The sequence below is a fragment of the Ruegeria sp. CL7 genome (assembly GCF_056536445.1).
This window is the reverse complement of sequence record NZ_JBQFPQ010000001.1, coordinates 417,481-444,018: the sequence shown is the minus strand read 5'-3', so window position 1 is coordinate 444,018 and position 26,538 is coordinate 417,481. Positions and strand designations below refer to the sequence as shown.

Annotated in this window: 25 protein-coding genes and 2 tRNA genes; 13 read left to right on the top strand and 14 right to left on the bottom strand. The window is 59.7% G+C overall.

Annotated features, from left to right (window positions below; translation table 11 throughout):
• Window positions 1-88: 88 nt before the first annotated feature.
• From murD to mraZ, 9 genes are read right to left on the bottom strand one after another with little or no spacing between them, the layout of a single operon-like run.
• The gene (gene murD / locus ACR0LI_RS02210; RefSeq protein WP_480717941.1) at window positions 89-1,489 is read right to left on the bottom strand and encodes a UDP-N-acetylmuramoyl-L-alanine--D-glutamate ligase; all 1,401 of its coding nucleotides are present in this window, start codon (window positions 1,487-1,489) and stop codon (window positions 89-91) included.
• Complete coding sequence (locus ACR0LI_RS02205) at window positions 1,486-1,956, bottom strand: hypothetical protein (RefSeq protein ID WP_480717940.1); 471 nt, start codon at window positions 1,954-1,956, stop codon at window positions 1,486-1,488. The genes murD and ACR0LI_RS02205 overlap by 4 nt, the downstream gene beginning before the upstream one ends.
• Complete coding sequence (gene mraY / locus ACR0LI_RS02200; RefSeq protein ID WP_171630992.1) at window positions 1,957-3,039, bottom strand: phospho-N-acetylmuramoyl-pentapeptide-transferase; 1,083 nt, start codon at window positions 3,037-3,039, stop codon at window positions 1,957-1,959. It abuts the gene before it with no gap.
• Between the two features lie 36 nt (window positions 3,040-3,075).
• The gene (locus tag ACR0LI_RS02195; RefSeq protein WP_480490639.1) at window positions 3,076-4,470 is read right to left on the bottom strand and encodes a UDP-N-acetylmuramoyl-tripeptide--D-alanyl-D-alanine ligase; all 1,395 of its coding nucleotides are present in this window, start codon (window positions 4,468-4,470) and stop codon (window positions 3,076-3,078) included.
• Window positions 4,467-5,966: a UDP-N-acetylmuramoyl-L-alanyl-D-glutamate--2,6-diaminopimelate ligase gene (locus ACR0LI_RS02190; protein ID WP_480619882.1), complete on the bottom strand. Its 1,500-nt coding sequence runs from the start codon at window positions 5,964-5,966 to the stop codon at window positions 4,467-4,469. Before ACR0LI_RS02190 ends, ACR0LI_RS02195 begins: the two co-directional genes overlap by 4 nt.
• A gap of 22 nt (window positions 5,967-5,988) precedes the next feature.
• Entirely contained in the window at window positions 5,989-7,776 is a 1,788-nt protein-coding gene (locus ACR0LI_RS02185) for a peptidoglycan D,D-transpeptidase FtsI family protein (RefSeq protein ID WP_209832510.1), read from the bottom strand.
• The gene (gene ftsL, locus ACR0LI_RS02180; protein ID WP_152458671.1) at window positions 7,773-8,141 is read right to left on the bottom strand and encodes a cell division protein FtsL; all 369 of its coding nucleotides are present in this window, start codon (window positions 8,139-8,141) and stop codon (window positions 7,773-7,775) included. Before ftsL ends, ACR0LI_RS02185 begins: the two co-directional genes overlap by 4 nt.
• The gene (rsmH, locus tag ACR0LI_RS02175; RefSeq protein ID WP_171633764.1) at window positions 8,138-9,133 is read right to left on the bottom strand and encodes a 16S rRNA (cytosine(1402)-N(4))-methyltransferase RsmH; all 996 of its coding nucleotides are present in this window, start codon (window positions 9,131-9,133) and stop codon (window positions 8,138-8,140) included. Before rsmH ends, ftsL begins: the two co-directional genes overlap by 4 nt.
• A gap of 4 nt (window positions 9,134-9,137) precedes the next feature.
• Window positions 9,138-9,641 carry a division/cell wall cluster transcriptional repressor MraZ gene (gene mraZ / locus ACR0LI_RS02170; protein ID WP_171630988.1) on the bottom strand — a complete coding sequence of 168 codons (504 nt, stop codon included), beginning with the start codon at window positions 9,639-9,641 and terminating at the stop codon, window positions 9,138-9,140.
• 966 nt (window positions 9,642-10,607) lie between these two features.
• Between mraZ and ACR0LI_RS02165 the strand changes: the two genes are divergently transcribed.
• Together ACR0LI_RS02165 and ACR0LI_RS02160 are read left to right on the top strand one after the other, a co-directional pair.
• A complete protein-coding gene (locus ACR0LI_RS02165) occupies window positions 10,608-10,832 on the top strand; it encodes a DUF1127 domain-containing protein (RefSeq protein ID WP_171630987.1) in 225 nt (74 codons plus the stop codon).
• Window positions 10,833-11,205: 373 nt separating this feature from the next.
• Complete coding sequence (locus ACR0LI_RS02160) at window positions 11,206-11,496, top strand: DUF1330 domain-containing protein (protein ID WP_480717939.1); 291 nt, start codon at window positions 11,206-11,208, stop codon at window positions 11,494-11,496.
• 4 nt (window positions 11,497-11,500) lie between these two features.
• Here ACR0LI_RS02160 and ACR0LI_RS02155 read toward each other — a convergent pair whose 3' ends face one another.
• Window positions 11,501-13,897 (bottom strand): ATP-dependent helicase, encoded by a 2,397-nt coding sequence (locus ACR0LI_RS02155; RefSeq protein ID WP_480717938.1) that lies wholly within the window; start codon window positions 13,895-13,897, stop codon window positions 11,501-11,503.
• A gap of 179 nt (window positions 13,898-14,076) precedes the next feature.
• Between ACR0LI_RS02155 and ACR0LI_RS02150 the strand changes: the two genes are divergently transcribed.
• The 4 genes from ACR0LI_RS02150 to ACR0LI_RS02135 all read left to right on the top strand — a co-directional run bounded on the left by ACR0LI_RS02150 (window position 14,077) and on the right by ACR0LI_RS02135 (window position 21,074).
• Window positions 14,077-15,852, top strand: coding sequence for a sensor domain-containing diguanylate cyclase (locus ACR0LI_RS02150; protein ID WP_480717937.1), 1,776 nt, complete (start codon window positions 14,077-14,079; stop codon window positions 15,850-15,852).
• 39 nt (window positions 15,853-15,891) lie between these two features.
• Window positions 15,892-17,013 carry an alpha-hydroxy acid oxidase gene (locus ACR0LI_RS02145; protein ID WP_480717936.1) on the top strand — a complete coding sequence of 374 codons (1,122 nt, stop codon included), beginning with the start codon at window positions 15,892-15,894 and terminating at the stop codon, window positions 17,011-17,013.
• Between the two features lie 160 nt (window positions 17,014-17,173).
• Window positions 17,174-20,611 (top strand): pyruvate carboxylase, encoded by a 3,438-nt coding sequence (locus ACR0LI_RS02140; protein ID WP_171630977.1) that lies wholly within the window; start codon window positions 17,174-17,176, stop codon window positions 20,609-20,611.
• Between the two features lie 79 nt (window positions 20,612-20,690).
• On the top strand, window positions 20,691-21,074 hold the full coding sequence (locus ACR0LI_RS02135) for an MAPEG family protein (protein ID WP_171630974.1): 384 nt from the start codon (window positions 20,691-20,693) through the stop codon (window positions 21,072-21,074).
• A 15-nt stretch (window positions 21,075-21,089) separates the two neighbouring features.
• Here ACR0LI_RS02135 and ACR0LI_RS02130 read toward each other — a convergent pair whose 3' ends face one another.
• Window positions 21,090-21,242, bottom strand: a complete 153-nt coding sequence (locus ACR0LI_RS02130) for a hypothetical protein (RefSeq protein ID WP_171167198.1) — start codon at window positions 21,240-21,242, stop codon at window positions 21,090-21,092.
• A gap of 150 nt (window positions 21,243-21,392) precedes the next feature.
• On the opposite strand from ACR0LI_RS02130, the gene ACR0LI_RS02125 reads away from it, so the two are divergent.
• The 3 genes from ACR0LI_RS02125 (at window position 21,393) to ACR0LI_RS02115 (ending at window position 22,523) form a co-directional block, all read left to right on the top strand.
• Window positions 21,393-21,467, top strand: a tRNA-Gly gene (locus ACR0LI_RS02125).
• Between the two features lie 33 nt (window positions 21,468-21,500).
• A tRNA-Gly gene (locus ACR0LI_RS02120) sits at window positions 21,501-21,575 on the top strand.
• 81 nt (window positions 21,576-21,656) lie between these two features.
• Window positions 21,657-22,523, top strand: coding sequence for a GNAT family N-acetyltransferase (locus ACR0LI_RS02115; RefSeq protein ID WP_480490652.1), 867 nt, complete (start codon window positions 21,657-21,659; stop codon window positions 22,521-22,523).
• Here the strand turns inward: ACR0LI_RS02115 and ACR0LI_RS02110 are convergent.
• Window positions 22,520-22,759 carry an Lrp/AsnC family transcriptional regulator gene (locus ACR0LI_RS02110; RefSeq protein ID WP_050602861.1) on the bottom strand — a complete coding sequence of 80 codons (240 nt, stop codon included), beginning with the start codon at window positions 22,757-22,759 and terminating at the stop codon, window positions 22,520-22,522. The two genes, ACR0LI_RS02115 and ACR0LI_RS02110, sit on opposite strands and share 4 nt — an antisense overlap.
• Before the next feature lie 154 nt (window positions 22,760-22,913).
• On the opposite strand from ACR0LI_RS02110, the gene hisB reads away from it, so the two are divergent.
• Both hisB and hisH read left to right on the top strand, forming a co-directional pair.
• Window positions 22,914-23,501, top strand: a complete 588-nt coding sequence (gene hisB / locus ACR0LI_RS02105) for an imidazoleglycerol-phosphate dehydratase HisB (protein ID WP_480717935.1) — start codon at window positions 22,914-22,916, stop codon at window positions 23,499-23,501.
• Entirely contained in the window at window positions 23,502-24,140 is a 639-nt protein-coding gene (gene hisH, locus ACR0LI_RS02100; protein WP_170343693.1) for an imidazole glycerol phosphate synthase subunit HisH, read from the top strand.
• Between the two features lie 3 nt (window positions 24,141-24,143).
• Here the strand turns inward: hisH and ACR0LI_RS02095 are convergent, their stop codons facing one another.
• A complete protein-coding gene (locus tag ACR0LI_RS02095) occupies window positions 24,144-24,545 on the bottom strand; it encodes a DUF2147 domain-containing protein (RefSeq protein WP_480619891.1) in 402 nt (133 codons plus the stop codon).
• A gap of 134 nt (window positions 24,546-24,679) precedes the next feature.
• On the opposite strand from ACR0LI_RS02095, the gene hisA reads away from it, so the two are divergent.
• Window positions 24,680-25,402 carry a 1-(5-phosphoribosyl)-5-[(5-phosphoribosylamino)methylideneamino]imidazole-4-carboxamide isomerase gene (gene hisA, locus ACR0LI_RS02090; protein ID WP_152458684.1) on the top strand — a complete coding sequence of 241 codons (723 nt, stop codon included), beginning with the start codon at window positions 24,680-24,682 and terminating at the stop codon, window positions 25,400-25,402.
• 4 nt (window positions 25,403-25,406) lie between these two features.
• Complete coding sequence (locus tag ACR0LI_RS02085; protein ID WP_171630957.1) at window positions 25,407-25,871, top strand: DUF2867 domain-containing protein; 465 nt, start codon at window positions 25,407-25,409, stop codon at window positions 25,869-25,871.
• Window positions 25,872-25,881: 10 nt separating this feature from the next.
• Here the strand turns inward: ACR0LI_RS02085 and ACR0LI_RS02080 are convergent, their stop codons facing one another.
• Window positions 25,882-26,328, bottom strand: a complete 447-nt coding sequence (locus ACR0LI_RS02080) for a DUF302 domain-containing protein (RefSeq protein WP_480717934.1) — start codon at window positions 26,326-26,328, stop codon at window positions 25,882-25,884.
• Between the last annotated feature and the right edge of the window lie 210 nt (window positions 26,329-26,538).

The following is a 26,538-nucleotide window of genomic DNA, read 5'->3' as shown; positions in this document are numbered from 1 at the left end:
GAATCTGCTGGAAGGCAAAACCAATAATGGTGCCGCGTCAAGCTGATAGCATCCAAGTTTGGCCCAGCCGGCGGTCTATTGCAAATGGCTATTCTGTCAGCCGGCGCTTGACCTGCGTTGCAAAATCCTCGCCGCGCTGTTCAAAGTTGTCATATTGGTCGAAACTTGCCGCCGCGGGCGCCAGTAGGACCGTCTCGCCGGGTCGGGCATCCGCCATGGCCTGCGCCACGGCCTCTGACATCGTCGTACAGACCTGCGCATCAGCCTCGAGCTGCATCGCAAAACCGGCCGCTTCGCGACCGATCACATAGGCCTTGATGACTTCGCCCGCCGCCATGTTCAGGGCTGATATGCCACCCTCTTTCTCAAGACCGCCGCAAATCCATCGGATCTTTTTGAATGCCATAAGCGCTTTCAGGGCGCTGTCGACATTGGTCGCCTTGGAGTCGTTGACGTAGGTAACCCCATCGGCCTCGGCGATGATCTGGCTGCGATGCGGCAGACCCGGATAGGAATGCAGCGCATCCTCGATCACGCGCGGGGCAAGGCCCAGCGACCGGCAGGCGGCGTAGGCCGCGCAGGCATTCTGGTGGTTATGTGCACCGGGCAGGCCCTTGATGGCGCGCAGGTCGATAGACCCCGCCTGCCGCCCCTTGCGGTATTCCGACAGGAACCCTTTGCGCGCAAAGACCTGCCAGCCCGGCCCAGTCAGCTTCCGCGCCACCGAGATACGGATCACCCGGTCATCCGATGGTCCTTCAGCCAGTTGCCCTGCCAAAAACGCACCTTCGGTTTCGTCGACGCCAATGATCGCGCGATCCGGGCCGCCTTCGGAAAAGAGGCGCCGCTTGGCCGCGAAATATCCGCCCATGCCGCCGTGGCGGTCCAGATGATCGGGCGACAGATTGGTGAACACCGCCACATCGGGGGTCAGAGCGCGGGCCAGCTCGGTCTGATAGCTGGAAAGCTCCAGCACCACGACCGAACCATCACCGCCCGGATCGATATCCAGAACACCGCGCCCGATATTGCCCGCCAACTGCGCCTCGCGACCGGCCTCGGTCAGAATGTGGTTGATCAACGCCGCCGTGGTCGACTTCCCGTTCGATCCCGTCACCGCAATCACGCGCGGCGGCGTGTCGTAACCGTTCCATTCCGCCCCCGCGAAGGAGCGGAAGAACAGGCCGATGTCATTGTCCACCGGCACGCCTGCATCCAGAGCTGCCGCAACCACGGGGTTCTGTTCAGGATAGAGATGCGGAATGCCCGGTGAGACGATCAGCGATGCGATGTCGTCAAATGCCCCATGCTTGCGCAGGTCGGCGCAGGAGAAGCCCTCGCCTTCGGCGGTATCACGAGCGGCCGGGTTGTCGTCCCAGCACACCGGTTCCGCCCCTCCTGCGTGCAAGGCGCGGGCTGTGGCCAGACCGGACCGGCCCAGCCCCAGAACGGCCACTTTCTGTCCTGCAAAGCCTTTGACCGGGATCATTCACTTCGGTCCTTTTTTGCCATACACCCTGTCACCATCAACCAAATCATCAATGGGAACAGGAACAAACTTCCCCATGCAATCAAGAAAGCCGCCTCTTTTGCGTTGAACAATTGTGAAAGGACGATGGGTAACACAACCAGTGAAAATCCGACAAAAAAAGCCAATATCCGCACTTGAGCCTTCCAGCCTAATTCCTCAACCTTTTCGTAACCTTCATCTTCTTTTATCTGCTGTAAGCCACGAAGTGAAACCAGAACGGCATGGGTCAACAGGCAGTAGAGTATTACCGCCAAAAAAAGCAGAGCAATAAAATAGGCTATCCACCATCGGGGGTTGTTAGCATCTGTAAAAACACTGGCTGAAAACCAAAGCCCCCATGCTAGCGCTAGGGCGCTGACCAATGCTTGGAATGCACTGGAAACCCACTCTAAATGTGGCCTTAGTCCTTCAAGAAACTTAGACACTTACCTTACCTTCAGCGTCGCCAGACCGATCATCGCCAGGATCAGCGAGATGATCCAGAAGCGGATCACGATGGTCGGCTCGGCCCAGCCTTTTTTCTCATAGTGGTGATGGATCGGGGCCATCAGGAAGACCCTCTTGCCCGTGCGTTTGAAATAGAGGACCTGAATGATCACGCTCAGCGCCTCGACCACGAACAGGCCGCCGACCACGGCCAGAACCAGCTCGTGCTTGGTGGCCACGGCGATTGCGCCCAGCGCGCCGCCCAGGGCCAGCGATCCGGTGTCACCCATGAACACCGCCGCCGGGGGAGCGTTGTACCAGAGAAACCCGAGGCCGGCTCCGAACAACGCGGAGGTGAAGATGAAGATCTCACCGGTGCCGGGTACGTAATGCACATCGAGATATTCGGTAAAGTCGACCCGACCCACCGCATAGGCGATCACGCCCAGGGTCGAGGCTGCGATCATCGCTGGCATGATGGCCAGCCCGTCCAGACCATCGGTCAGGTTCACCGCATTGGCGGCCCCGACGATCACGACAATCGAGAACGGAATATAGAAGATGCCCAGATTGACCAGCGTGTCCTTGAAGACGGGTACAGCCAGCTGGTTCTGCAACGCTTCGGGATGGTGCAACGTCGCCCAAAGCGAAGCCAGCACGGCGATAATCACGCCTAAAGCCAGGCGCATCCTGCCTGAAACCCCCTGCGTATTCTGTTTTGAGACCTTCGCGTAGTCATCCGCGAATCCGATGGCCGCATAAGACAAGGTCACAAAAAGAACCATCCAGACATAAGGGTTGTCCAACCGCGCCCAGACAAGGGTTGACGTGACCAGAGCTCCGACAATCAGCAATCCACCCATCGTCGGCGTGCCTGCCTTGGAAAAATGCCCTTCGGGGCCGTCGTCACGGATCGGCTGGCCTTTGCCCTGTTTCTTGCGCAGCACGTTGATCAGGGGTTTTCCGAAGATGAACCCAAAGATCAGCGCGGTCATGAAGGCACCGCCTGCGCGGAAGGTGATATACCGGAAGAGGTTCCAGAAATCCCCTCCGTCCGACAGAGCGGTCAACCAGTACAGCATGACAATACCTTTCTCACACGAGGCGCGCGGGCAAGTTCACCCATCAAGCGCGCCCCCTTGCCCCATTTTGCGCAGACCGTCAACAATCGCGGCCAACGCCATGCTGAGTGAGCCCTTGGCGAGCACCGTGTCTCCATCCCGGATCAAAGCAGGCAGATGTTCCGCCATTTCCGCACTGGTTGCGAACCAGAGCCCACGTTTCTTCTCGGGCAGCGCGCGGTGCATTGCCTGCATCAATGGCCCGATGCAATGAACCTGATCCACGCGCGCCATCGCCTCGATATCCGCCATGGCGGCATGCATGGCCTCTTCCTGGGCGCCCAGTTCCTTCATGTCACCCAGAAACGCAACGCGGCGGGTGCCTTTGGAGGCGGCCAAGACATCCAGCGCGGCCTCCATCGAGGTCGGGTTGGCGTTATAGCTGTCATCCAGCAGTTCGATCTGCCCGCCGCCGGGCAAAGGCAGGCTTTCCCGTACGCCGCGCCCCTTGACCGGAGACCATGCGCGCAGACCCGCGATAGCGTCATCCAGATCGACACCCAGTTCAACGCAGGCTGCCAAAGCCCCCAGTGCGTTCATGGCGAAATGCGTACCGGCAGAGTTCACCGCAAAGCGGAATACCTGATCACCAACGGCAGCTTCGGCATTCACGGCGCTCGTCCCCTGCTGAACGTCGGTCAGCCGGTAATCCGTTGCGCCTTGGCCGAAATCCACGATCCCGGCCCCCTGCCCAAGTGCCGTTTGGCGCAGGATGTCCGCGTGCTCGATATCCGCATTGACGATTGCCGCGCCACCGGATTCGAGCCCTTCAAAGATCGCAGCTTTTTCATGGGCGATGCCAGCCACATTCTCGAAGGCTTCCAGATGCACCGCCGCCACGGTCGTGACCAGCGCCACATGCGGGCGGGCTTGCCGGGCCAGCGGGGCAATCTCGCCCGGATGGTTCATGCCAATCTCGATCACTGCGAATTCAGTGTCGCGCGGCATCCGGGCAAGGGTCAGCGGAACGCCCCAGTGGTTGTTGTAGCTGGCCACGCTGGCATGGGTTCTGCCCTGTGTTTCGAGGATCACGGCCAGCATTTCCTTGGTCGACGTCTTGCCGACACTGCCGGTCACCCCCACCACACGCGCATCCGTTCTGGCGCGAGCCGCCTGCCCCAAAGCCTTGAGCGCCGCCTGCACATCTTCGACGATCAGCAGTGGTGCGTCTGGCGATACGTTGTCGGGAATATGCGAGACCAAAGCCGCGCCCGCGCCTTTCTCAAGCGCTTGGGCTACGAACTCATGCCCGTCCCGTGCCGCTTTCAGCGCCACGAACAGATCACCGGGTTGAAGGGTGCGCGTGTCGATGGAGACACCATCAGCGGCCCAGTCGGTCGTGACCCGTCCACCCGTTGCCTGAGCAGCCTCGGATGCAGTCCAGAGCGTCATGCGACCCTCCCGTCCAGCGCTGCAACGGAAATGCTGGCCTGTTCGACATCGTCGAAGGGCAGAACCTGATCTCCCACGATCTGACCGGTTTCATGCCCCTTTCCGGCGATCAGCAGCGCATCACCGGGTTGCAGCGCATCGATGCCGCGCAGGATGGCCTCGGCGCGGTCGCCGACTTCGGTCACGCTGGCGTCGCCTGCTGCCTCTGACGCGCCTGCCATCACGGCCGCGCGGATGACTGCCGGATCTTCGCTGCGCGGGTTGTCATCGGTGACAAAGACCACGTCTGCATGGTTGGCTGCCGCCCTGCCCATCAAGGGTCGTTTGCTGGCGTCGCGATCCCCGCCCGCACCGATAACGGCAATCAGACGGCCCATCACATGCGGGCGCAGCGCCCTGAGTGCTGTGGCAACAGCATCAGGCGTGTGGGCATAATCCACAAACACCGCCGCGCCATTGTCACGCGTGGCGGCCAGTTGCATCCGCCCGCGAACCGTCGTCAGATGGGGCAGAGTTTCGAACACCCGTTCGGGGCTGTCCCCGGCAGCGATCACCAGGCCACAGGCCAGCAGGATATTTTCGGCCTGAAACCCGCCGATCAGGTTCAGGCGGGTCTGGAACGTTCGGCCCTGCCACGCAAAGCGCAGGTCCTGCCCCGTGGCGTCGAACCGCTGGTTGATCAGACACAGGTCGGCATCGCCCAGCCCCACCGTCAGCACCGACTGGCCGCGCATCTCGGCGATCCGCCGGACCTGGGCCCCTTTCGGGTCGCTTAGGTTGACAACGGCCGTTCCATCCTGCGGCAAAACCCGGTCGAACAGACCGGCCTTTGCGTTGAAATAGGCCTCGAAGGTTTCGTGGTAATCCAGGTGGTCCTGCGTGAAGTTCGAGAAACCGGCGGCGGTCAGGTGAACGCCGTCAAGGCGGCGCTGTTCAAGGCCGTGGGACGAAGCCTCCATTGCGGCATGGGTCACGCCGTTCTCGGCCGCCTCGGCCAGACAGCGGTGCAAGGTGATCGGCTCGGGCGTGGTGTGGGCCAGCGGCGCTGTCCACGCACCTTCAACCCCGGTGGTGCCGAGGTTGACGGCGGCGTGGCCAAGCGCGGACCAGATCTGCCGAACGAAGGTGGAAACAGATGTTTTGCCGTTCGTTCCCGTGACGGCCACGATGGTTTGCGGCTGCGCGCCGAACCACAACGCCGCGGCACCGGCCAGCGCCTGTCGCGGGTCTTCCACCACGGCCAGCGCTGCGTCCGAGGCTGCCAGTTCGGCCTCGGCGATCTCTGCCCCTTCGGCATCGGTCAGGATTGCAGCGGCCCCCATGCGCAGGGCAAACTGGATGAACTCTGCGCCATGAACGCGGGACCCGGGCAGCGCGGCAAACAGGAAGCCCTCTTTCACCTCGCGGCTGTCAACGGCCAGACCGGTGATATCCGGGTTTGCGCCCTCTCTTGCGGTCAGGGCCAGCTGGCTGAGTTTCTTCGTCCTTATGCCCATGACCCACCTCTTGCCGGACAGCCTAGTTTGAGGTCAGCGTTATAGCAGCGCCCGCCTCAGGCTCAAGCCGGGGACGCAACCCCAACAACGGTGCGACGCGTCCGATCAGTTCGGCGGCAACAGGCACGGCGGTCCACCCGGCCGTGCGGCGTTTTTCACCGTAGGCCACGATCGAAGGTTCGTCCAACGTCACGATCAGAACGTACTGCGGATCGTAGGCCGGGAAGATCGTCGCGAAGGTGGCAATGACCTTGTCATCATAGTACCCGCCGCGCGGTTTGGGCTTGTCGGCCGTACCGGTCTTGCCGGCCACGTCATAGCCCTTGACCTCGGCGAAACTGGCGGTGCCGTCCGTTACCACTTTGCGCAGCATCTTTTGCGCCTGCCGTGCAGTGTTCTGCGACATGACACGAGGCCCGTATTGCGGGCCGTTCCGGCGCAGAATGGTCGGGCTGACGTAATGCCCGCCATTGGCAATCGCCGCGTATCCCGCGGCCAGATGCATCGGGCTGGTCGACAGGCCGTGGCCATAAGAAATTGTCACGGTACTGAGCTCGCCCCATTTCTTCGGCTTCAGCGGCACACCGCCCTTGGCCTCGACAATCTCGAATGGGGTCGGATCGAACATGCCAAGCGCGTCCAGAAACTCCTGCTGCCGTTTGGCACCGATTTGCAAGGCCAGACGCCCCGTGCCTCGGTTCGAGCTGTGGACGATCACATCCGCCACGCTGATCTTGCCGTAATTTTTGCCGTTGAATTCGCCGATGGGAAAGCGGCCGATCTTCATCGGCCCGGACGTATCGATGATGGTGTTCGAATTCACCAATCCAAGTTCGACGGCCTGGGCCGCGGTGAAAATCTTGAAAACAGATCCCAGTTCATACACGCCTTGTACATAACGGTTGAAAAGCGGGCTGTCCGAGGGGTCAAAGCCCGAGGTCGGTGGGCGCGGGCGGTCATTCGGATCAAAAGAAGGCAGCGAAGCAGCGGAAATAACCTCGCCCGTATGCGCGTTCATCAGAACGGCCGAGGCCCCCTTGGCATTCATGATCTTCATACCGCCGTAAAGAACCTGTTCAACTGCGGCTTGAATCGTCAGGTCCAGCGACAGTTGCAGCGGCTTGTTGCCGTTGGCCGGATCGCGCAGATAATCGTCGAACTGCTTTTCCACACCGGCCACGCCGATCACTTCGGCGGCGCTGACGCCTTCACGACCAAAACCGGACCCGCCCAGGATATGAGCGGCCAGCCGCCCGTTGGGGTAAAGCCGCATTTCACGCGGACCGAACAGGATGCCGGGATCACCGATGTCGTGCACGGCCTGCTTCTGCTCGGGCGAAATGCGTTTCTTGATCCACAGGAATTTGCGGTTGCCGGTGAAGTCCTTGATCAGCCGCTCTTTGTCCAGATCAGGAAAAATCGCAACCAACTGCTCTGCAGCGGCGACGGGATCGATCATCAACGGGGGCTGCGCGTAAACGGAATAGGTGTCCAGATTGGTGGCCAGTATGCGCCCTTCGCGATCGACGATGTTGGCGCGCTGCATGGCAATCGCCGCGCCCGGTGCGCTGGCCAGAGGCTCTTGTGCTTCCGAGGTCGCCAGCATGCCCATGCGGACACCGACGACTGAAAAAGCGCAGAAGAAGAACAGGCCCAGCACCAGCAGACGCCCTTCGGCACGGGCGCGGGCGCGATCCTTCATCTCTTCGTGGCGCTTGCGGATGTTCTCACGCTCGATTGCCTTGGGGTTTTCGCCCCGCGCGCGGGCATCTAGGATTCGGGCCAGGGGGCGCAGAGGGGTGCGTGTCATGGAATCTGCACCTCGCCCAAAGCCTGAATGTCAGTGATGGCCTGCAATTCAATCGGATCAACGACGGGCAGGTCCGGGTCTTCGGCATAGGCGATCTGATCCGCGCGCCCGAACTGCTCGGCCCGCAACGGCAGCAGACCAAGGCGTTCAAAGTTCAGGTCGGCCAGTTCGCGCAGCCTGTCCGGGCGGTTCAGATAGGCCCATTCCGCGTTCAGAACAGCCAGTCGCACCTGTGCCATTCCGATCTCGCGCTGCAAAGACTGGGTTTCCTTTACCACTTGCTGGGTTCGGTAGTTTTCCTGATAGGCCCACAACGCCAACCCGAACACGGACAGAGCAGTCAACACATACAAAACACTCTTCATCTTGCCCTTCCCCCCAGTTGCGGCATTCCGATGGCCCGCGCTTCAATTTCCCCCGCCGGAGCTTCGGTTCGGATCGCCACACGCAGTTTTGCCGAGCGCGCGCGCGGGTTTTCCTGCAATTCCTGTTCGTCAGGCCCCACCGCCTTGCGGGTCTTCAGTGTGAATTGCGGCTGTTCCTGTTCAATCTCGGGCGCATAGCGGTTCGCGCGCCCCGTCTTGCCCGCGCGGGACTGGAAAAACCGTTTCACCATTCGGTCTTCAATGGAATGGAAAGTGACAACGGCCAGTTGCCCGCCGGGCTTCAAAGCACGTTCAGCGGCCATCAGCCCCTGAAACAGCTCTTCATATTCTGCATTCACGGCGATACGCAGCCCTTGAAAGCTGCGCGTGGCCGGGTGGGATTGCCCCGGTTTCGGACGTGGCAGGCAGGATTCGATGATCGCGGCCAGACGCAGGGTTGTGGTGATCGGCTCTTCCGTGCGCGCTTTGACGATCGCCTTGGCAATCCGGCGGCTGGCGCGTTCTTCACCATAGTGGAACAGGATGTCGGCCAGTTGCGCCTCGGTCGCGGTATTGACCAGATCGGCGGCGCTTTCGCCATCCTGGCTCATGCGCATGTCCAAAGGACCATCCTTCATGAAGGAAAACCCGCGGTCGGCCTGGTCCAGTTGCATCGAGGAAACGCCAAGGTCCAGAACAACGCCGTCCAGGTTCTGTGCATATTCATCCATACGAGAGAACACGCCGGGCTGCATCACCAGCCGATCACCATAGGCGCCCGCCCAGTCTGACGCCATCTCAAAAGCCAAGGGATCGCGATCCACGCCGATCACCTTGTCGGCCCCGGCCTCCAGCAATCCGCGGGTGTACCCGCCTGCGCCGAAGGTTCCGTCCAGCCAGACGCCCGTGACCGGCGCCACCGCCGCCAAGAGCGGGCGCAGCAAGACAGGGATGTGAGGCGCGTCCGGTTGTGGATGATCCGCGGCCGCCATGCCGTCACCCGCCCTCGACTTCATCGAGGAATTCCAGCGGATCAACATCGTCGCCAAGGCCGTCCAGCCATTCCTCGGTCGCCGCCAGTTCCTCGGATTCGTAGGTCTCGGGCTTCCAGATCTGAAAAGTATCCCCGGCGGCGATAAAAAACGCCTCGCCCTCAAGACCGATTTTCTTGCGCAGCTTTGCCGGCAGAACCAGCCGCCCGGTTTCATCGACATTGGTCGGGAAGGACTGCCCATGGAACAGGCGCTGCAACATCTTGCGCTTCATCGCGCCACGTGGCAGCGCATCGATCTTGGCATCGACCTCGTCGATCGCCTCCATCGTGTAGCATTCCAGGTATTTGCGGCGATGATCCCCGTAGACAATCACAAGCTCTGGATTGTCGCCGGGCTGCCAGTTGGGATCGGAGGCTTCAAGCACGCGGCGAAACGAGGCCGGGATCGACACCCTGCCTTTCGCATCCACCTTATGGTGGCTTTCACCTCTGAACCTGCGCGCCAAGACGACTGTCCCTTTCGCTTGCGCCCCACTTGAAATTCGCGTTCCCCCCGGATGAAAAACGGCGGGTTGATCTGCTGCCACTGATCAACCCGCCGCATTGACCCGCTGTGCGGGATGTCCAGCTGCACGCGCCACCTGGGGGGATGTCTGCTCGCCCGCGCGCCGGATCTCTTGATTGATGAAAGCGAGATGCCTGTATGAAACCTGATTATTTTTGGTCGGGGTCGTTTGGCGCCCCTGCTGCCTCGTCCTCATCGGATGTATTAGGGATGCCATGGGAATTCATGGAAATCAACAGGAATTTTGCGAACCGTGTTCCATGAATCACGCTCCAACAACAATACCACCATAAAATTTGATCATAATGACACCAATTGTAGGAGGTCTTTCCGCGCAACACCCCAGATATAGACAATTCGAAGTTGGAATTTTTTTCCCACGATTTCCCGGAATATCTAAAGAATTGCCATTCAGGGTGGAAAAACCCGGCATCTTTGGGCAGCGATCTCGCAGAATCATTTGCACTTTGAGCGCAATTTCGGCGGGACTTCCCCTCGACAACCACATTGGCCCATGAAATCCCGTGGCGTTCGGGCAGTTTGCTCTGCGACGTGCGAAACTGGCAAATCGTGCATCAGGGAATAGCTGAACCGCCACGCCTTGCCTGGCGCTTCGGTCACACGCACGTCTTGAATGGTTTTATTGCGCACATATTCCAGCCAACACCGCTCAATTAAAAGGCAAGCCATAAGAAGGCCATGTTTCCGCTGTCACCCGTGACCCAAGGGAAGGCCCAATGTTTCAAGGTGCATTTCGAGTTGAAGGAAAAAACTGAACCAATCTATGCGCTTGCTGCATAGCAGCATTGACGACGCGACCTATTGTGCAATCGCAGCATTTGCCTATTTTCAACCTCAAGCAAGGGCCGAGTGTAATCGGCAAAGCAAATAAATACGGATGATGAGCATGGCAGTCGCAAGCACACATACAGCATCGAAGAGCACACCGGCGTTCGGAATCGCAACTTTGATCGAAAACGCAAAGGCGCGTTTTGCCCGCTATCGTATGTATCGCCAGACCGTCAATGAGCTGGCAGGACTGTCGGACCGTGAACTGGCCGATCTGGGCCTGCATCGTTCCATGATCCGTCGGGTGGCCATGCAGGCCGCCAACGATCACATCGCGCAATAAGCGCGCCACGAATATCGAGATCAGGCCCTTCCTCCTCCCTTAGGGTCTGTTATCAGCGGCAACGTCTCTCCTCCTCCCTGACGTTGCCGCACCATATACCGGCCTCAACTCGCCGGATCCTGATACATCGAGGCTCTCCTCCTCCCTGCCTTGATGTTGAAAGCGCGCGGCGACGCCTTCCTCCTCCCTGACGTCGCCGCGTCTTCTCCATACCGGGCTCAAACCCGGGTTCGAATACATTGGGGCTCTCCTCCTCCCTGCTCTGATGTTGACAAGACGGCGGTTCCCCTTCCTCCTCCCTGGGAACCGCCGTTTTTTTGTTTTTCTGACATAGGTGTAAGATGGCCCTCTGATTTCTGATCCGCAGGAAACAATGGCCGCCTATTTCATCGCGCAGATCGACATCCACCACCCGGATGGGTATCAGGATTATCTGGCGGGTTTCATGCCGATCTTCTACCGCCACAAAGGACGCCTGCTCACGGTTTCATCGAAACCGGTCGAACGGGTCGAAGGCGATTGGCCCAAAGGTGGCATTGTGCTGATGGAGTTTCCGGACCTTGCCGCGGCTAAAGCCTGGAAAGACGACCCTGATTACATCGAGCTGGCGAAGGTCCGGCAAGCCACCGCCTCAACCAATCTGGTTCTGGTCGAAGTGATATGACGCCTCAGAACGGGACGTCATCCTTGTTGGTCAGAAAACGCGAGACCACTTTCTTTGTGCCTGCCTTGTCGAATTCGACTTCGACCTTGTCGCCCTCGATCCCGACAACCGCGCCATAGCCGAATTTCTGGTGGAACACCCGTTCCCCTAGCGTGAAACTGGCCACGGCGGTCGCGTCGATCACCGTGTTGCGGGATTCGCGTGGCTGCGACATGCCGTATTGCCCCTGCCGCGCCTGCATCCGTCTCCAGCCCGGCGAGTTGTAGACATTCGCTTCGGCCGCGCGGGTTTCAATGCCCGCAGCGGGCTGGCCGCCGCCATAGAGCCCCGGAGGCGTAAGGACCTCAACGTGATCTTCCGGCAATTCGTCGATGAAACGGGACGGCATCGAGTTCTGCCACTGACCGAACACCCGCCGGTTGGCGGCAAAAGAAATGGTACACACTTCTTCGGCACGGGTGATGCCGACATAGGCCAGCCGCCGTTCCTCCTCGAGCCCCTTGAGCCCGGATTCGTCCATTGACCGCTGCGAGGGGAACAGCCCGTCCTCCCAGCCCGGCAGGAAGACGGCGGGAAACTCCAGCCCCTTGGCCGCGTGAAGGGTCATGATCGAAACCTTGGCCCCGTCGCTGTCCTGTTCGTTGTCCATGACCAGACTGACATGTTCCAGAAACCCTTGCAGGTTCTCGAAATTGTCCAGCTGGTTCACCAGTTCCTTGAGGTTTTCAAGGCGCCCCGGCGCTTCGGGCGTCTTGTCGTTCTGCCAGTGGGCGGTATAGCCGGATTCGTCGAGAATGATCTGCGCAAGTTCGATATGCGTATGCTCGGGTGCGCCGAACCGCATGGGCGAACCGTCATCGATCACCGAATCGTCGTCCACCTCGATCCGCGGCCCACGTGTCATCGCATTCCAACGCGCCAGACCGTCGATCAGTTCGCGCAGCGCCTTGCCTCCCTTGCCCTTGATCAACCCGTTATCGACCGCAATCCGAGCACCTTCGACCAGTGAAACCCCATTTCCGCGCGCGGTCATCTGGATGGTTTGCTGCGCCTTGTCGCCAAGGCCGCGTTTCGGCGTGTTTACGATTCTCTCAAACGCAAGATCATCCTCGGGGCTGACCACCAGCCGGAAATAGGCCATGGCATCGCGAATCTCCATCCGCTCGTAGAATCGCGGGCCGCCGATCACCTTGTAGGGCAAACCGATGGTCAGAAACCTGTCTTCGAAGGCGCGCATCTGGTGGCTGGCGCGGACGAGGATAGCGATCTCATCAAGGTTCATCGGGCGAATACCGCGCGTACCGCCCTGCATCGCGTCGATTTCCTCGCCGATCCAGCGGGCCTCTTCCTCGCCGTCCCAATGGCCGATCAGATTGACCTTGTGGCCTTCCTCGGCTTCGGTCCACAGCTCTTTGCCCAGACGGTTTTCATTGCCGCGAATGACGTTCGACGCAGCCGCCAGAATATGCGGGGTCGAGCGGTAGTTCTGTTCCAGCCGCACCACATACGCGCCGGGAAAGTCCTTTTCAAACCGCAGGATGTTGCCCACCTCGGCCCCGCGCCAGCCATAGATCGACTGATCGTCATCGCCGACGCAGCAGATGTTCTTGTGCCCGCCCGCAAGCAGCCGCAGCCACAGATATTGGGCGATGTTGGTGTCCTGATACTCGTCCACCAAGATATAGCGGAACCAGCGCTGGTATTGCTCCAGAACATCCTGATGGGTCTGGAAGATCGTAACCATGTGCAGAAGCAGATCGCCGAAATCCACCGCATTCAATTCGCGCAGGCGGGTCTGATATTGGGCATATAGCTCAATGCCCTTGTTGTCATAAGCCCCGGCATCGGCGGCTGGCACCTTGTCGGGTGTCAGCGCTCGGTTCTTCCAATCGTCGATGATTCCCAGCAACATCCGCGCAGGCCAGCGTTTGTCGTCGATATTTGCGGCCTGCACCAACTGCTTGAGCAGGCGCAACTGGTCGTCGGTATCCAGTATGGTGAAGTTCGACTTCAGATCGACCAGCTCTGCATGCCGGCGCAAAAGCTTGGCGCTGATTGAGTGAAAGGTTCCCATCCACCTCACCGGCTCTTTCAATAGATAGGGATCTTCACGCAACCGATCCTGCATCTCGCGAGCCGCCTTGTTGGTGAAAGTTACCGCAAGTATTTGATCAGCCTTGGCTCTTCGCTTTGCTACCAAATGGGTCAAGCGCGACATCAGCGCTCTGGTTTTGCCGGTTCCGGCACCAGCCAACATGAGAACTGGTCCGTCCAAATGTTCTACCGCCTCTCGTTGGCTAGGGTTCAGAACTTTCAAGTAGTCACCAAACGTCGGCACGGCCATGGCCCGCGCCGACAGCGAAGCGCCCTCGAAGGCGTCCATTTCGTCAAAACTGCTCATGGCCCCAAACTACGCTGGAAAAGCGCGAAGGGAAAGGGTTTGTTCACGGCTTGTTCGCAGACTTTTCGCACTTCTTTTTATGTTCAATTCTAAACAAACACGCCACCGCCCTGCACCCCCGTTAACTCTCTGTAAAACCCTGACTGGGATGCTTGGCCGTGTGTTGTGGGAGCGGACATATGAAACAAGCGAAACTGACAGGTCAGTCCTCGAGGCTTAAAATGATAGGCGTGGCCCTGATGCTGCTCGCGCTGACGGCAGCGGCGGGCTGGGGGATCTATGCCGCCCCTGCGCCAGTGGTTGATCGCATGCTGGAAGCAGACCTGCGAAAGAACGCGATGCGGATGAGCCGCCAGGTCGAAAGCCATCTAAACGATCTTGAACAGACATTCCGTTTTCACGCATTGACCGATCATGACCAGGAGTTTCTGGAGCTACTGCCCGAAACCACGGACATTTACCGCTTCAAGCTGTTTGATGCTTCGGGGCAGGTGTTCTGGTCGACCCGAGCCAGCGACGTCGGGTTCGTGAATACGAAACCCTATTTCCAGTCGATCGTCGCCGCTGGGGGCCTTTTTTACAAACACGAAGAGAAGCCGGTTACCGAAGTTGATTCCTTTGTTTTCGACAATTCCCGGGATACGGAACTGAGCAGCCGCCATGTGGCCGAGGTCTATACGCCGATCATCAAGGATGCGACGTTCATGGGCGCGATCGAGTTCTATTCCGACATAACCGACCTGCGGAACCTGTTCATCACGCGCGTTCGCCTGTCTCTGGCGCTGTTGAGCGGCGTCGCCCTGCTGGCGCTGACGACTGTCATCCTGATTGTCCATCGCACCAACCGTCGTCAGGTTCGCGACCTGCGCAAACGGGCCCAGAAAGAGAGGGAGCTGATGGACGAGCAGCTGCGCCTGGCCCGAGAGGTCCGTCTGTTGGGTGAGTTGAACGAATGGCTGCAATCAAGCCGGTCGCTGGATGAACTGTTCGACATGGTGTCTCGCTTCATGACCCACATCCTGCCAGAGGCCGAAGGCAGCGTGTATGTCTACTCAAACTCACGCGATGTGCTGGATGGCTGCGCCAGCTGGAACGGTGGAACTCATAAATCCCACATTCACCCCGAAGGTTGCTGGGGTTTGCGGCGCGGCCGGACCTACGAGTTCGGCGCATCCGAGATTGACTTTGTCTGCGAGCACGCCGAACCGCATGACGGGCGGCCCTATTTCTGCTTTCCCATTCTGGCCCATGGCGAAACCGTTGGTCTTTTGCATTTGCGGGCACTTGAGGGGCGCGAAGACTGCTTCAACAAGAGCCGCAAGCTGGCCCAATTATGCGCCGAACAGATCAGTATGGCGATCGCCAACGTCCGCATGCGGGATCAGCTTCACGACCAATCGGTACGAGACCCCCTGACCGGGCTGTTCAATCGCCGCCATATGACCGAGACGCTGCGCAAGTCCATCAGCCGCAGCCAGCAGACGGGCGCCGCGCTAAGCCTGATCGCGGTGGACGTGGATCACTTCAAGAAGTTCAACGATACTCATGGGCATGATGCGGGCGACATGGTATTGCGCGCCGTCGGCGCCGCCCTGGAACAGGGGTGCGACCGGGACGAAGTCGCCTGCCGAATCGGGGGGGAAGAGTTCATGCTGATCCTGCCTGACAACAGCCCCGAAGATGCCATGACCCGCGCCGAACAACTGCGCCAGGCGGTTGAAGCCGTAACCGTCCGATATGGCGAGAAGGTATTGCCGCGCATTACGATATCGGTCGGGGTTGCACATTACCCGGCCCACGGCACCATGCCGCAGGACCTGATGCGCGCGGCTGACGATGCGCTTTATGTCGCCAAGGACAAGGGGCGCAACCAGGTGCATGTTGCAAGCGGCACCAGGAACAAGACCGAAAATGCGTCGCCTAAAAACCGGCAACCACCTAAGGATGCAGCTTAAAAAACTTGCCGAATCGCATGGCAGGTCGGATCAATCTGCATGGACTTGCACAGCACCTATCCCGGTATACCGGATCTGAAACACCGTGCGCGCCGTCGTCTGCCGCATTTCGTGTGGGAGTATATCGACAGTGGAACCGGGATTGAAACGACGCTGCACCGGAACCGCAAGGCGCTGGATGACGTGCGCCTCTGCCCCTCGATCCTGCATGGCGAGCTGGACTTTGATACGTCAAAGTCGTTTCTCGACGCTTCGTATCCGCTGCCGTTCGGAATCGCGCCGATCGGAATGTCCGGGCTGGTCTGGCCCCGCGCCGAGCAACTGCTTGCCAACGCGGCCGCAGAGGCGGGTATTCCCTATACCCTGTCGACCGTAGCCAGCCAAAGCCCTGAAGACATGGCACCGCATCTTGGGGACAATGCCTGGTTCCAGCTTTACCCGCCCCGGGATCCGGATATTCGAAAAGACCTGCTGAACCGGGTCCGCAAGGCTGGGTTCAAAACCCTGGTCCTCACCGCGGATGTTCCCGTTGCATCGCGCAGGGAAAGGCAGACACGATCGGGCCTGCGGCAACCGCCAAAGCTGACCCCGCGCATTCTGGCGCAGATCGCCCAAAGACCCGCCTGGGCGATGGGCATGCTGCGCAACGGTGTGCCGCATATGCGAACGCTGGACAAATATATCGAAACCCCCGGGAATCTTCCGCCCACGGCTCATATCGGTTACCTGCTTCGAACCTCGCCGGATCTGGACTATGTCAAATGGCTGCGCGACCATTGGGACGGTCCGCTTGTCCTGAAGGGAGTCCTGCGACCAGAGGATACGAGCAGGCTGGAACAGGTCGGTGTCGATGCTTTGTGGGTGTCGAATCATGGCGGTCGGCAATTTGACGCGGCCCCGGCCAGCATCGAGGTTCTGCCCTCTGTCCGGGATGCAACCCGCCTGCCCCTGATCTTCGACAGTGGTGTCGAAGGCGGTCTGGATATTTTGCGTGCCATGTCGCTGGGCGCAGACTTCGTGATGCTCGGGCGGGCTTTTTTATATGGTCTTGCGGCACTTGGCGCGCGGGGGCCTGCACATGTCATCGAGATTCTCAGGCAAGACCTGCATGCAAATATGGGCCAGATGGGCCTGGCAAGCCTGTGTCAGATTGAGAGTTAACGTTAAACATTTGATGCTGCGGCGCAGCAAAAGTATAAGGGCGCTGCGATCATAGGGCGTTTGCGAGCGATAACATGCCGGTTCTACCCAGAAGAACGGATATACCTGCGCGTATTCTCCGCCCAATAAGACGCCCATACACAAAAGACCGGGACCTATCATGACAGACTTCAACAAGATCCTGATCGCCAACCGCGGCGAGATTGCCATCCGCGTCATGCGCGCAGCAAACGAGATGGGAAAACGAACCGTCGCCGTCTACGCTGAAGAAGACAAACTGGGCCTGCACCGGTTCAAGGCTGACGAGGCGTATCAGATCGGTGAAGGCATGGGGCCGGTTGCCGCCTATCTTTCGATCGACGAGATCATCCGTGTTGCCAAGCAATGTGGCGCCGACGCGATTCATCCGGGCTATGGTCTGCTGTCCGAGAACCCGGATTTCGTCGATGCCTGCGTCAAGAACGGCATCACCTTCATCGGCCCCAAGGCGGAAACCATGCGCGCGCTTGGCGACAAGGCAAGCGCGCGACGCGTAGCAATCGAAGCAGGCGTTCCGGTCATTCCTGCCACCGAAGTTCTGGGCGATGACATGGACGCGATCCGCAAGGAGGCCGCCGAAATCGGCTATCCGCTGATGCTCAAGGCGTCCTGGGGCGGCGGCGGGCGCGGCATGCGCCCGATCCAGTCGGAAGAAGAGTTGGAAGAGAAAGTGCTGGAAGGCCGTCGCGAGGCCGAAGCCGCATTTGGCAATGGCGAGGGTTATCTGGAAAAGATGATCATTCGTGCGCGCCACGTCGAGGTGCAGATCCTGGGCGACAAGCACGGTGAAATCTATCACCTGTATGAACGCGACTGCTCGGTCCAGCGCCGGAACCAGAAGGTCGTGGAACGCGCCCCAGCCCCGTATCTGAGCGACGAACAGCGCGCAGAGATCTGCGAGCTTGGCCGCAGGATCTGTGCGCATGTGAATTACGAATGTGCCGGCACGGTCGAGTTCCTGATGGATATGGACACCGGCAAGTTCTATTTCATCGAAGTCAATCCGCGCGTTCAGGTCGAACACACCGTGACCGAAGAAGTCACCGGTATCGACATCGTGCAGGCGCAGATCCTGATCGCCGAGGGCAAGACGCTGGCCGAGGCGACCGGCATGGCCAGCCAAAAGGATATCCAGCTCAACGGGCACGCGTTGCAGACACGGATCACCACCGAGGACCCACAGAACAACTTCATCCCCGACTATGGCCGGATCACCGCCTATCGCTCGGCCACCGGTATGGGCATCCGTCTGGATGGCGGCACGGCCTATGCGGGCGGGGTGATTACGCGCTATTACGACTCGCTGCTGACCAAGGTTACGGCCTGGGCCCCCACGCCCGAAAAGGCGATCTCTCGGATGGACCGCGCCCTGCGCGAGTTCCGCATCCGCGGGGTTTCGACGAATATCGACTTCGTCATCAACCTGCTCAAGCATCCGACCTTCTTGTCGAACGAATACACCACCAAGTTCATCGACACGACGCCCGAACTGTTCACCTTCAAGAAGCGGCGCGACCGCGGCACCAAGGTTCTGACCTATATCGCGGACATCACCGTGAACGGGCATCCCGAAACCAAGGACCGCCCGCGCCCGCGCGCCGACCTGAAGGAGGCCAGGCCTCCGGCGCTGAAGGCCGAACCGCAGATGGGTACGCGCAACCTGCTGGAGCAGAAGGGCCCGCAGGCGGTGGCCGACTGGATGAAGGCGCAGCGCCAACTGCTGATCACCGACACCACCATGCGCGACGGGCACCAGTCTCTGCTGGCGACCCGGATGCGCTCGATCGACATGATCAAGGTGGCTCCCTCCTATGCGGCGAACCTGCCGCAGCTGTTCTCGGTCGAATGCTGGGGCGGCGCGACTTTCGATGTGGCGTATCGGTTCTTGCAGGAATGCCCGTGGCAGCGCCTGCGGGACCTGCGTGAGGCGATGCCGAACCTGATGACCCAGATGCTGCTGCGCGGCGCAAACGGCGTGGGCTATACGAACTATCCTGACAACGTAGTGCAGGAGTTCGTGCGTCAGGCGGCGACAGGAATTGACGTGTTCCGTGTCTTCGACTCGCTGAACTGGGTCGAAAACATGCGCGTGGCGATGGATGCGGTCGTCGATAGCGGCAAGATTTGCGAAGGTACCGTCTGTTACACTGGCGATATTCTTGACCCGGATCGCGCCAAGTATGACCTGAAATATTATGTCGGCATGGCGAAAGAACTGCGCGACGCCGGCGCGCATATTCTGGGCCTCAAGGACATGGCGGGCCTGCTGAAACCGGCCTCGGCCAAAATCCTGATCCGGGCGCTGAAGGAAGAGGTCGGGCTGCCGATCCATTTCCACACACATGACACCGCCGGTATTGCCAGCGCGACCATTCTGGCCGCGTCCGAGGCGGGCGTCGATGCAGTTGACTGCGCGATGGACAGCTTCTCGGGCAACACCAGCCAAGCGACGCTGGGCACCGTGGTCGAAGCGCTGCGCCATACCGACCGCGACACCGGGCTGGACATCAAGGCCATCCGTGAAATCAGCGATTACTTCGAGGCTGTGCGTGGCCAGTATGCGGCCTTCGAATCCAGTCTTCAGGCCCCCGCGTCCGAGGTCTATCTGCACGAAATGCCGGGCGGTCAGTTCACCAACCTCAAGGCGCAGGCACGCAGCCTGGGTCTGGAAGAACGCTGGCACGAAGTGGCGCAGATGTATGCTGACGTGAACCAGATGTTCGGTGACATCGTAAAGGTCACGCCGTCTTCCAAGGTCGTTGGTGACATGGCGCTGATGATGGTCAGCCAGAACATGACACGTGAACAGGTCGAGGACCCGAATACCGACGTGGCCTTCCCCGACTCGGTCGTGGACATGATGCGCGGCAATCTGGGTCAGCCTCCGGGCGGGTTCCCCGAGACCATCATCAAGAAGGTGCTGAAAGACGAGGTTCCCAACACGCAGCGACCCGGCAAGGACGTGCCCCCGGTCGATCTTGAAGCCACCCGCGCCGAGCTGTCCAAGCAGCTGGAAGGCAAAGAGGTCGATGACGAGGATCTGAACGGATACCTGATGTATCCCAAGGTGTTCCTGGACTACATGGGTCGCCACCGGATCTACGGCCCGGTTCGTACCCTGCCAACGCGCACCTTCTTCTACGGCATGGAGCCGGGCGAGGAGATCACCGCGGAAATCGACCCCGGTAAGACGCTGGAAATCCGGTGTCAGGCCATTGGCGAAACGGATGAAAACGGAGAGGTCAAAGTGTTTTTTGAACTCAACGGCCAACCGCGCGTGATCCGGGTTCCGAACCGGTTGGTCACCTCGACCACGCAGGCGCGGCCCAAGGCCGAGGTCGGCAACCCGGATCATGTCGGTGCGCCGATGCCCGGTGTTGTTGCCACCGTCGCCGTAACAGCGGGCCAGCAGGTCAAGGAAGGCGACATGTTGCTGACCATCGAGGCGATGAAGATGGAAACCGGCATCCACGCCGAGCGCGATGCGACCGTCAAGGCCGTTCATGTGCAGCCCGGTGGCCAGATTGACGCAAAGGACCTTCTGGTCGAGCTGGAATAACCTGCCGAACCGGTTACAGTTCAAAGGGCCGCTCGGGAAACCGCGCGGCCCTTTTTCTATGCTGGAACGGAGACCCACCATGCTTGCCATCACCCCGATCTATGCGGCCCTGATCGCTATTCTTTACGTGGCACTCAGCGTCAAAGTGATCCTTCAGCGCCGCAGCGACAAAATCTCAGTCGGGGATGGGGGCAGCAAATTGATGATCAAGGCGATACGGACACATTCCAATTGCGCCGAATACGCCCCTATCGCCCTTTTGCTGATCGCCATGGTGGAATTGCAGGGAGCGGGCGGATTGCTTTTGCATATACTGGGCTTGATGTTGCTGGCCGGGCGTCTGCTGCACGCGTACGGATTCGGGCGCACGCCCCAGATCGTCATCCTGCGGCAGGCTGGCATGAGCCTGACGTTCCTGGCCATTCTGGTTGCGGCCATCGCCAACCTGATTCTGGCGCTGTAGGTCGGCTGGCGGGTGTTATCCGGTCAGATCCGTCGTCATCACAAGGGGCGCTTTCAACAAAACGGGCGTGATCCGGTTGTGTTCGTGATCGTCCGATTTCGGCATCGCGGTGACCAGCAAGATCATTGCGGCCAGCGCCATTATCTTCATGTCTGCAACAGAAATCATGAAAGCCCCTCTGCCTGTGTCCTTTTTTGATCCGTGTTCGAGATTGAACGGGCCGGATGCCAGGTTCCGTCGAAATATTTTTCCTCTTTTTTGTGTTTTTCCGCTTGCAGCCCCGCGTGGGAATTTATAAATCCCTCCTCACTCAACGGCGCGGGCGTAGCTCAGGGGTAGAGCATAACCTTGCCAAGGTTAGGGTCGGGCGTTCGAATCGCCTCGCCCGCTCCATTGAGAGGTCTTCGGACCACATATGTATCTGATGCGGGCGTAGCTCAGGGGTAGAGCATAACCTTGCCAAGGTTAGGGTCGGGCGTTCGAATCGCCTCGCCCGCTCCAGATACAAAATTCTCCAGACATGCTGGTTCTTCACATGACATTGCGTCATTCTGGTTGCATTGCCCAACGCAGGATTCACCCATGTCTGATTACGTCATCCGCCCTCTTACCGTTGACGAGGTGCAAAAGGCCGTCGATTGGGCCGGGCGCGAAGGGTGGAACCCGGGGTATCACGATGCTCGTTGCTTCCACGGCACGGATACCCGCGGGTTTCTCGGCGGGTTCCTGGATGGCGAGATGATCGCTTCCATCTCGGTCGTTCAGTATGATGACGCCTTTGCGTTCCTTGGGTTCTACATCGTCCGGCCCGAGTTTCGCGGATCGGGCCACGGGTTGAAAATCTGGCGGCACGCCTTGGAAAACTGCAATGCGGACAACATCGGCCTGGATGGGGTCGTCGAGCAGCAGGATAACTACCGCAAGTCCGGTTTTTCCTTTGCCTATAACAACTACCGCTTTGGCGGGACAAAACGCGGGATTCTGGCCGCGCTCGGGGCGCAACCAGCTGCGCGGGCTGAGGAGCTGAACAGCCTCTCGGACGATCTAGCCGCCTATGACCGGCAGATGTTCCCTGCCCCGCGCGACATCTTCCTTCGCGATTGGCTGAGCGCGCCCAGCCACGCCTCGCGCGTGATTGCCGAGAACGGGGTGATCCGGGGCTATGCGACCCTGCGGCCCTGTCAAAGCGGATACAAGATCGGGCCGTTGTTCGCGGACGACGCCGAGATTGCCCAAGCCCTGTTGGCCTCGGTATTGGAAGCCATCCCCGACGATCACGCCACGCATGACGTGTTCATCGACATGCCGCGGCCCAACGCCGCCGCCTTTGCGCTGGCGGATGCGCTGGGTCTTGAAAAGGTCTTTGAAACGGCCCGGATGTATTCCGGCCACGCGCCGGATATCGATCTGAGCCGTGTCTTTGGCGTCACCTCATTCGAACTGGGTTAAAACGCCTTGAACGTCATTGTGGTCAGCGAGCGTTCGATATTGGGAATCACCAGCAGGTGTTCATTGATAAAATGACCCACATCCTCGGTTTCGGGGATATAGAGCTTGAGCAGCAGATCATATTCACCGCTGGTGGAATACAGTTCGGAGTGGATTTCGCGCAGGGCGATTTCCTCGGCGACCTTGTAGGTGGTGCCGGGCTTGCAGCGGATCTGGATGAAAACGCAGGTGGACATGGTTTGACCCTATCGGTTCGTGTTGTTCGCAAGCTGACACGGGGCCAAGCCGGGTGCAATCCCCTGCAACAGTTTGCAGCGATCGCAACGCGCGGTCTGGAAACCCCCGACCTTCCCCGTCTATAAGCGCGCCTGTAGCAAAAGGAATTCGCCCATGCGCAGCGCAAAGATCAGCCGCCAGACTGCCGAAACCGAAATTTCGGTCGAGATCAATCTGGATGGCACCGGCATGTATGACAACCAGACCGGAGTTGGATTTCTTGATCACATGCTGGATCAACTGGCGCGCCATTCGCTGATCGACATGACGATCCGCGCCAAGGGCGATTACCACATTGATGATCACCACACGGTCGAAGATACCGGCATCGCGCTGGGGCAGGCTTTGACGCAGGCCCTGGGCGACAAAAAGGGTATCCGGCGGTACGGAGAATGCCACCTACCGATGGATGATGCTCAGGTGCGCTGTGCGCTGGACCTGTCCGGCCGCCCCTATTTGATCTGGAATGTGGACCTGCCGACGCAGAAAATCGGTGCATTCGATACAGAACTTGTGCGCGAGTTCTTTCAGGCGCTCAGCACCCATGGCGGCATCACGCTGCATATCGACCAGGTGCACGGCTTCAACAGCCACCACATCGCCGAGGCCGCATTCAAGGCCGTAGCGCGCGCGCTGCGAGACGCCGTTGAAACCGATCCGCGCAAGGCAGATGCGATTCCGTCGACCAAAGGCGCGTTGTAAATGCTGACCGCCATTATCGACTACGAAAGCGGCAACCTGCACTCGGCGGAAAAAGCGTTTCAGCGCATGGCGCAAGAGGTCGGCGCCGGTGAGGTTGTCGTCACCTCGGACGCGGATGTTGTGGCACGCGCGGATCGCTTGGTTCTGCCCGGCGACGGGGCGTTTCCGGCATGCGCTGCCGAATTGCGTGGGCACAAGGGCATCTATGACGCGATGGTCGAGGCGGTCGAACAGAAAGGCCGCCCGTTTCTGGGCATTTGTGTGGGCATGCAGTTGATGGCAACCAAGGGCCATGAATACAGCGAAACGGATGGTCTGGACTGGATTGCCGGCGATGTCGTCAGGATCGAGCCGTCAGACACATCGCTGAAAGTTCCGCATATGGGCTGGAACGATCTTGTTCTGGACAGCGATCACCCGGTGTTCAACGGGGTGAAATCCGGCGATCACACCTATTTCGTCCACTCGTACCACTTCCGGGTGTCCGACCCGGCACAGAGATTGGCTTATGTGGACTACGGGCAGGAGGTCACGGCCGTCATTGGCCGCGACACGATGGTTGGAATGCAGTTTCACCCCGAGAAAAGCCAGGACGTTGGCCTGCGCATGCTGGGCAACTTCCTGACCTGGAAACCCTGAGGCTTACTGAACACGCGTCCAGATTTGACCGCGGCAGATCAGACCGCCCGCCACACATCCCTTGACGGTCAGTTTGTTCTGGCCGTCCAGTGACATTTTTGAATTGTAGGTTTTGTTCCGGTCCGGTGCCCAGATCTTGCCGCTATCATAGCTTCCGCCGCCATCGGGCACCATGTCCCAAATGATCTGTTTGCCCAGGTTTTCATATTCCAGCTGCTCGTTGCCATCCGCATCAAAGGCGCTGTCGATGGTTCCGCAGATCGCACTGCCGCATCCGGAAATCGTCACATGCAGATAGCCGCCGGTATCACCGGGTGCAGTCTTCCACAGACCGTCGACGGGATCCGCAGCCATCGCGCTGGTCGCAAGAAACATCAAACCCGCTGCAAACGTAAATTTCTTCATGATTGTCTCCCTGTTTTGATGGCAGTCTGACCCGGCAACCAGCTGCGGGCAAGAATGACCCAGCGTCGCGTTGCATCCCCTGCCCCGCCTGTGCGATATCCCGCGCGTGCAACACAGATATAGGGCCGCCCGACATGATCCTCTACCCCGCCATCGACCTCAAAGACGGCAATGCCGTGCGCCTGCTGCGTGGTGAAATGGACAAGGCCACCGTGTTCAACGAAGACCCCGCCGCGCAGGCCCGCGCCTTTGTCGAGGCCGGGTGCGAGTGGCTGCACCTGGTCGATCTGAACGGCGCTTTTGCAGGTGAGCCGGTCAACGCCGCCCCGGTCGAAGCGATTCTGAAAGCCTGCGACGTGCCCGCGCAATTGGGAGGCGGCATCCGCGACATGGCCACCATCGAGACCTGGATCGACAAAGGTCTGGCCCGAGTGATTCTGGGCACGGTCGCGGTCGAGAACCCCGATCTGGTGCGCGAAGCGGCCAAAGCCTTTCCCGGCAAGGTCGCCGTGGGCATCGACGCGCGCAACGGTCTGGTTGCCACCAAGGGTTGGGCCGAAGAAACCGACGTTCAGGTAACCGATCTGGCCCGCAGCTTCGAAGACGCGGGCGTGGCTGCGATCATATACACCGACATCAACCGGGACGGCGCGATGCAGGGCCCCAATGTCGAGGCCACCGCAGAGCTTGCCAAATCGGTCGATATTCCGGTCATCGCATCTGGCGGCGTGTCCTCGATCGCCGATCTGATCGCCCTGCGCGATTGTGGCGCAGCTTTGAACGGTGCCATTTCCGGCCGCGCGCTTTATGATGGAGCGATTGATCTGAAAGAGGCTCTGACCACGCTCAGAGGATAGCTTTATGTTTCATTCGCCGGTAAAGCGTTCCGAACTGTCCGCGCACAGCCTGCTGAACGAACGGTTCAAAACCGGCGACTTTCTGGACTGCTTCAGTGTTGAATCCAATCTTCCGCCGCGCCGGGCCGCGGAAATCATCACCGCGTTCCCCGGATGGGTGCTGGCATTGGTTCGGCTGCGCGGCCTGTTGGTGACACCCTTTGGCCTCAGCACGACCGGCCCGGATGCTGACGACAAGCTGGGGATCTTCCCGGTTGAACATGATGGCAGGACCGAGGTGATCGCAGGTTTCAACGATCGCCACCTGGATTTCCGGGTGTCCGTCCTGTCGGAAAACGGCCGCATCTCGCTGGCCACATGGGTCCGACGCCATAACCTTGGCGGGCGCCTGTACCTGGCTGCGATCCTGCCATTTCACATCCTGATCGCGCGAAACGCGCTTGCGCGTGTGAAAAGCGCAAGCACATGACCCAAAAGGTCTAACCCGCGGCCGCAGCGGTCAACTTGGCGAGCGCACCGCGCATCTTCTCGACTACAGGTGACTTTTCGACGTCATCCAGCTCGTCCATCGTTTCCTTGGGGTCTTCATAGGCCAACCAGACCTGACCGTTCCCATCCTCAAACGCCTGCACCTTGAGCGGTAGGAACAATCCTGCACGCGGATCGATCTGCATGGCCGGCGTGCCCAGCGCAGGATTGCCGAAAATCAGCACTTGATTGGCCGGAATGGGCGTACCGACCTTTTCCGCCCCGGCCGCGTGGTCGATACGGGCGAAGACAGTGGCCCCTGCGTTGCCAACCGCTGCTTCCAGCGCATCCAGCGCCTCGGCTACGGATTTGTTCGTTTGAACTTTGATGATGTCGTCAGCCATGGCGGCCAAAGCCCCTCCGAGCGAAAAAATTGCAGCAAGTATCAAGCTACGCATGTCGGTATTCCTTCTGTAATATTCACTCCAATTCTCACAGGTTTTGGAAATCTGACAATCACAAGTCTGGCATCAGCAAAGCTTTGCCAGAATTGATGACGCCCATTTTATCCTGGCTTTGGAGAACAATCCGACCAGAAGCCAAACATTTCACTGGGTTGAGCCATAATTCGGGCGGAATCCCCGCTTCACTCCTTCATCAAACACAAC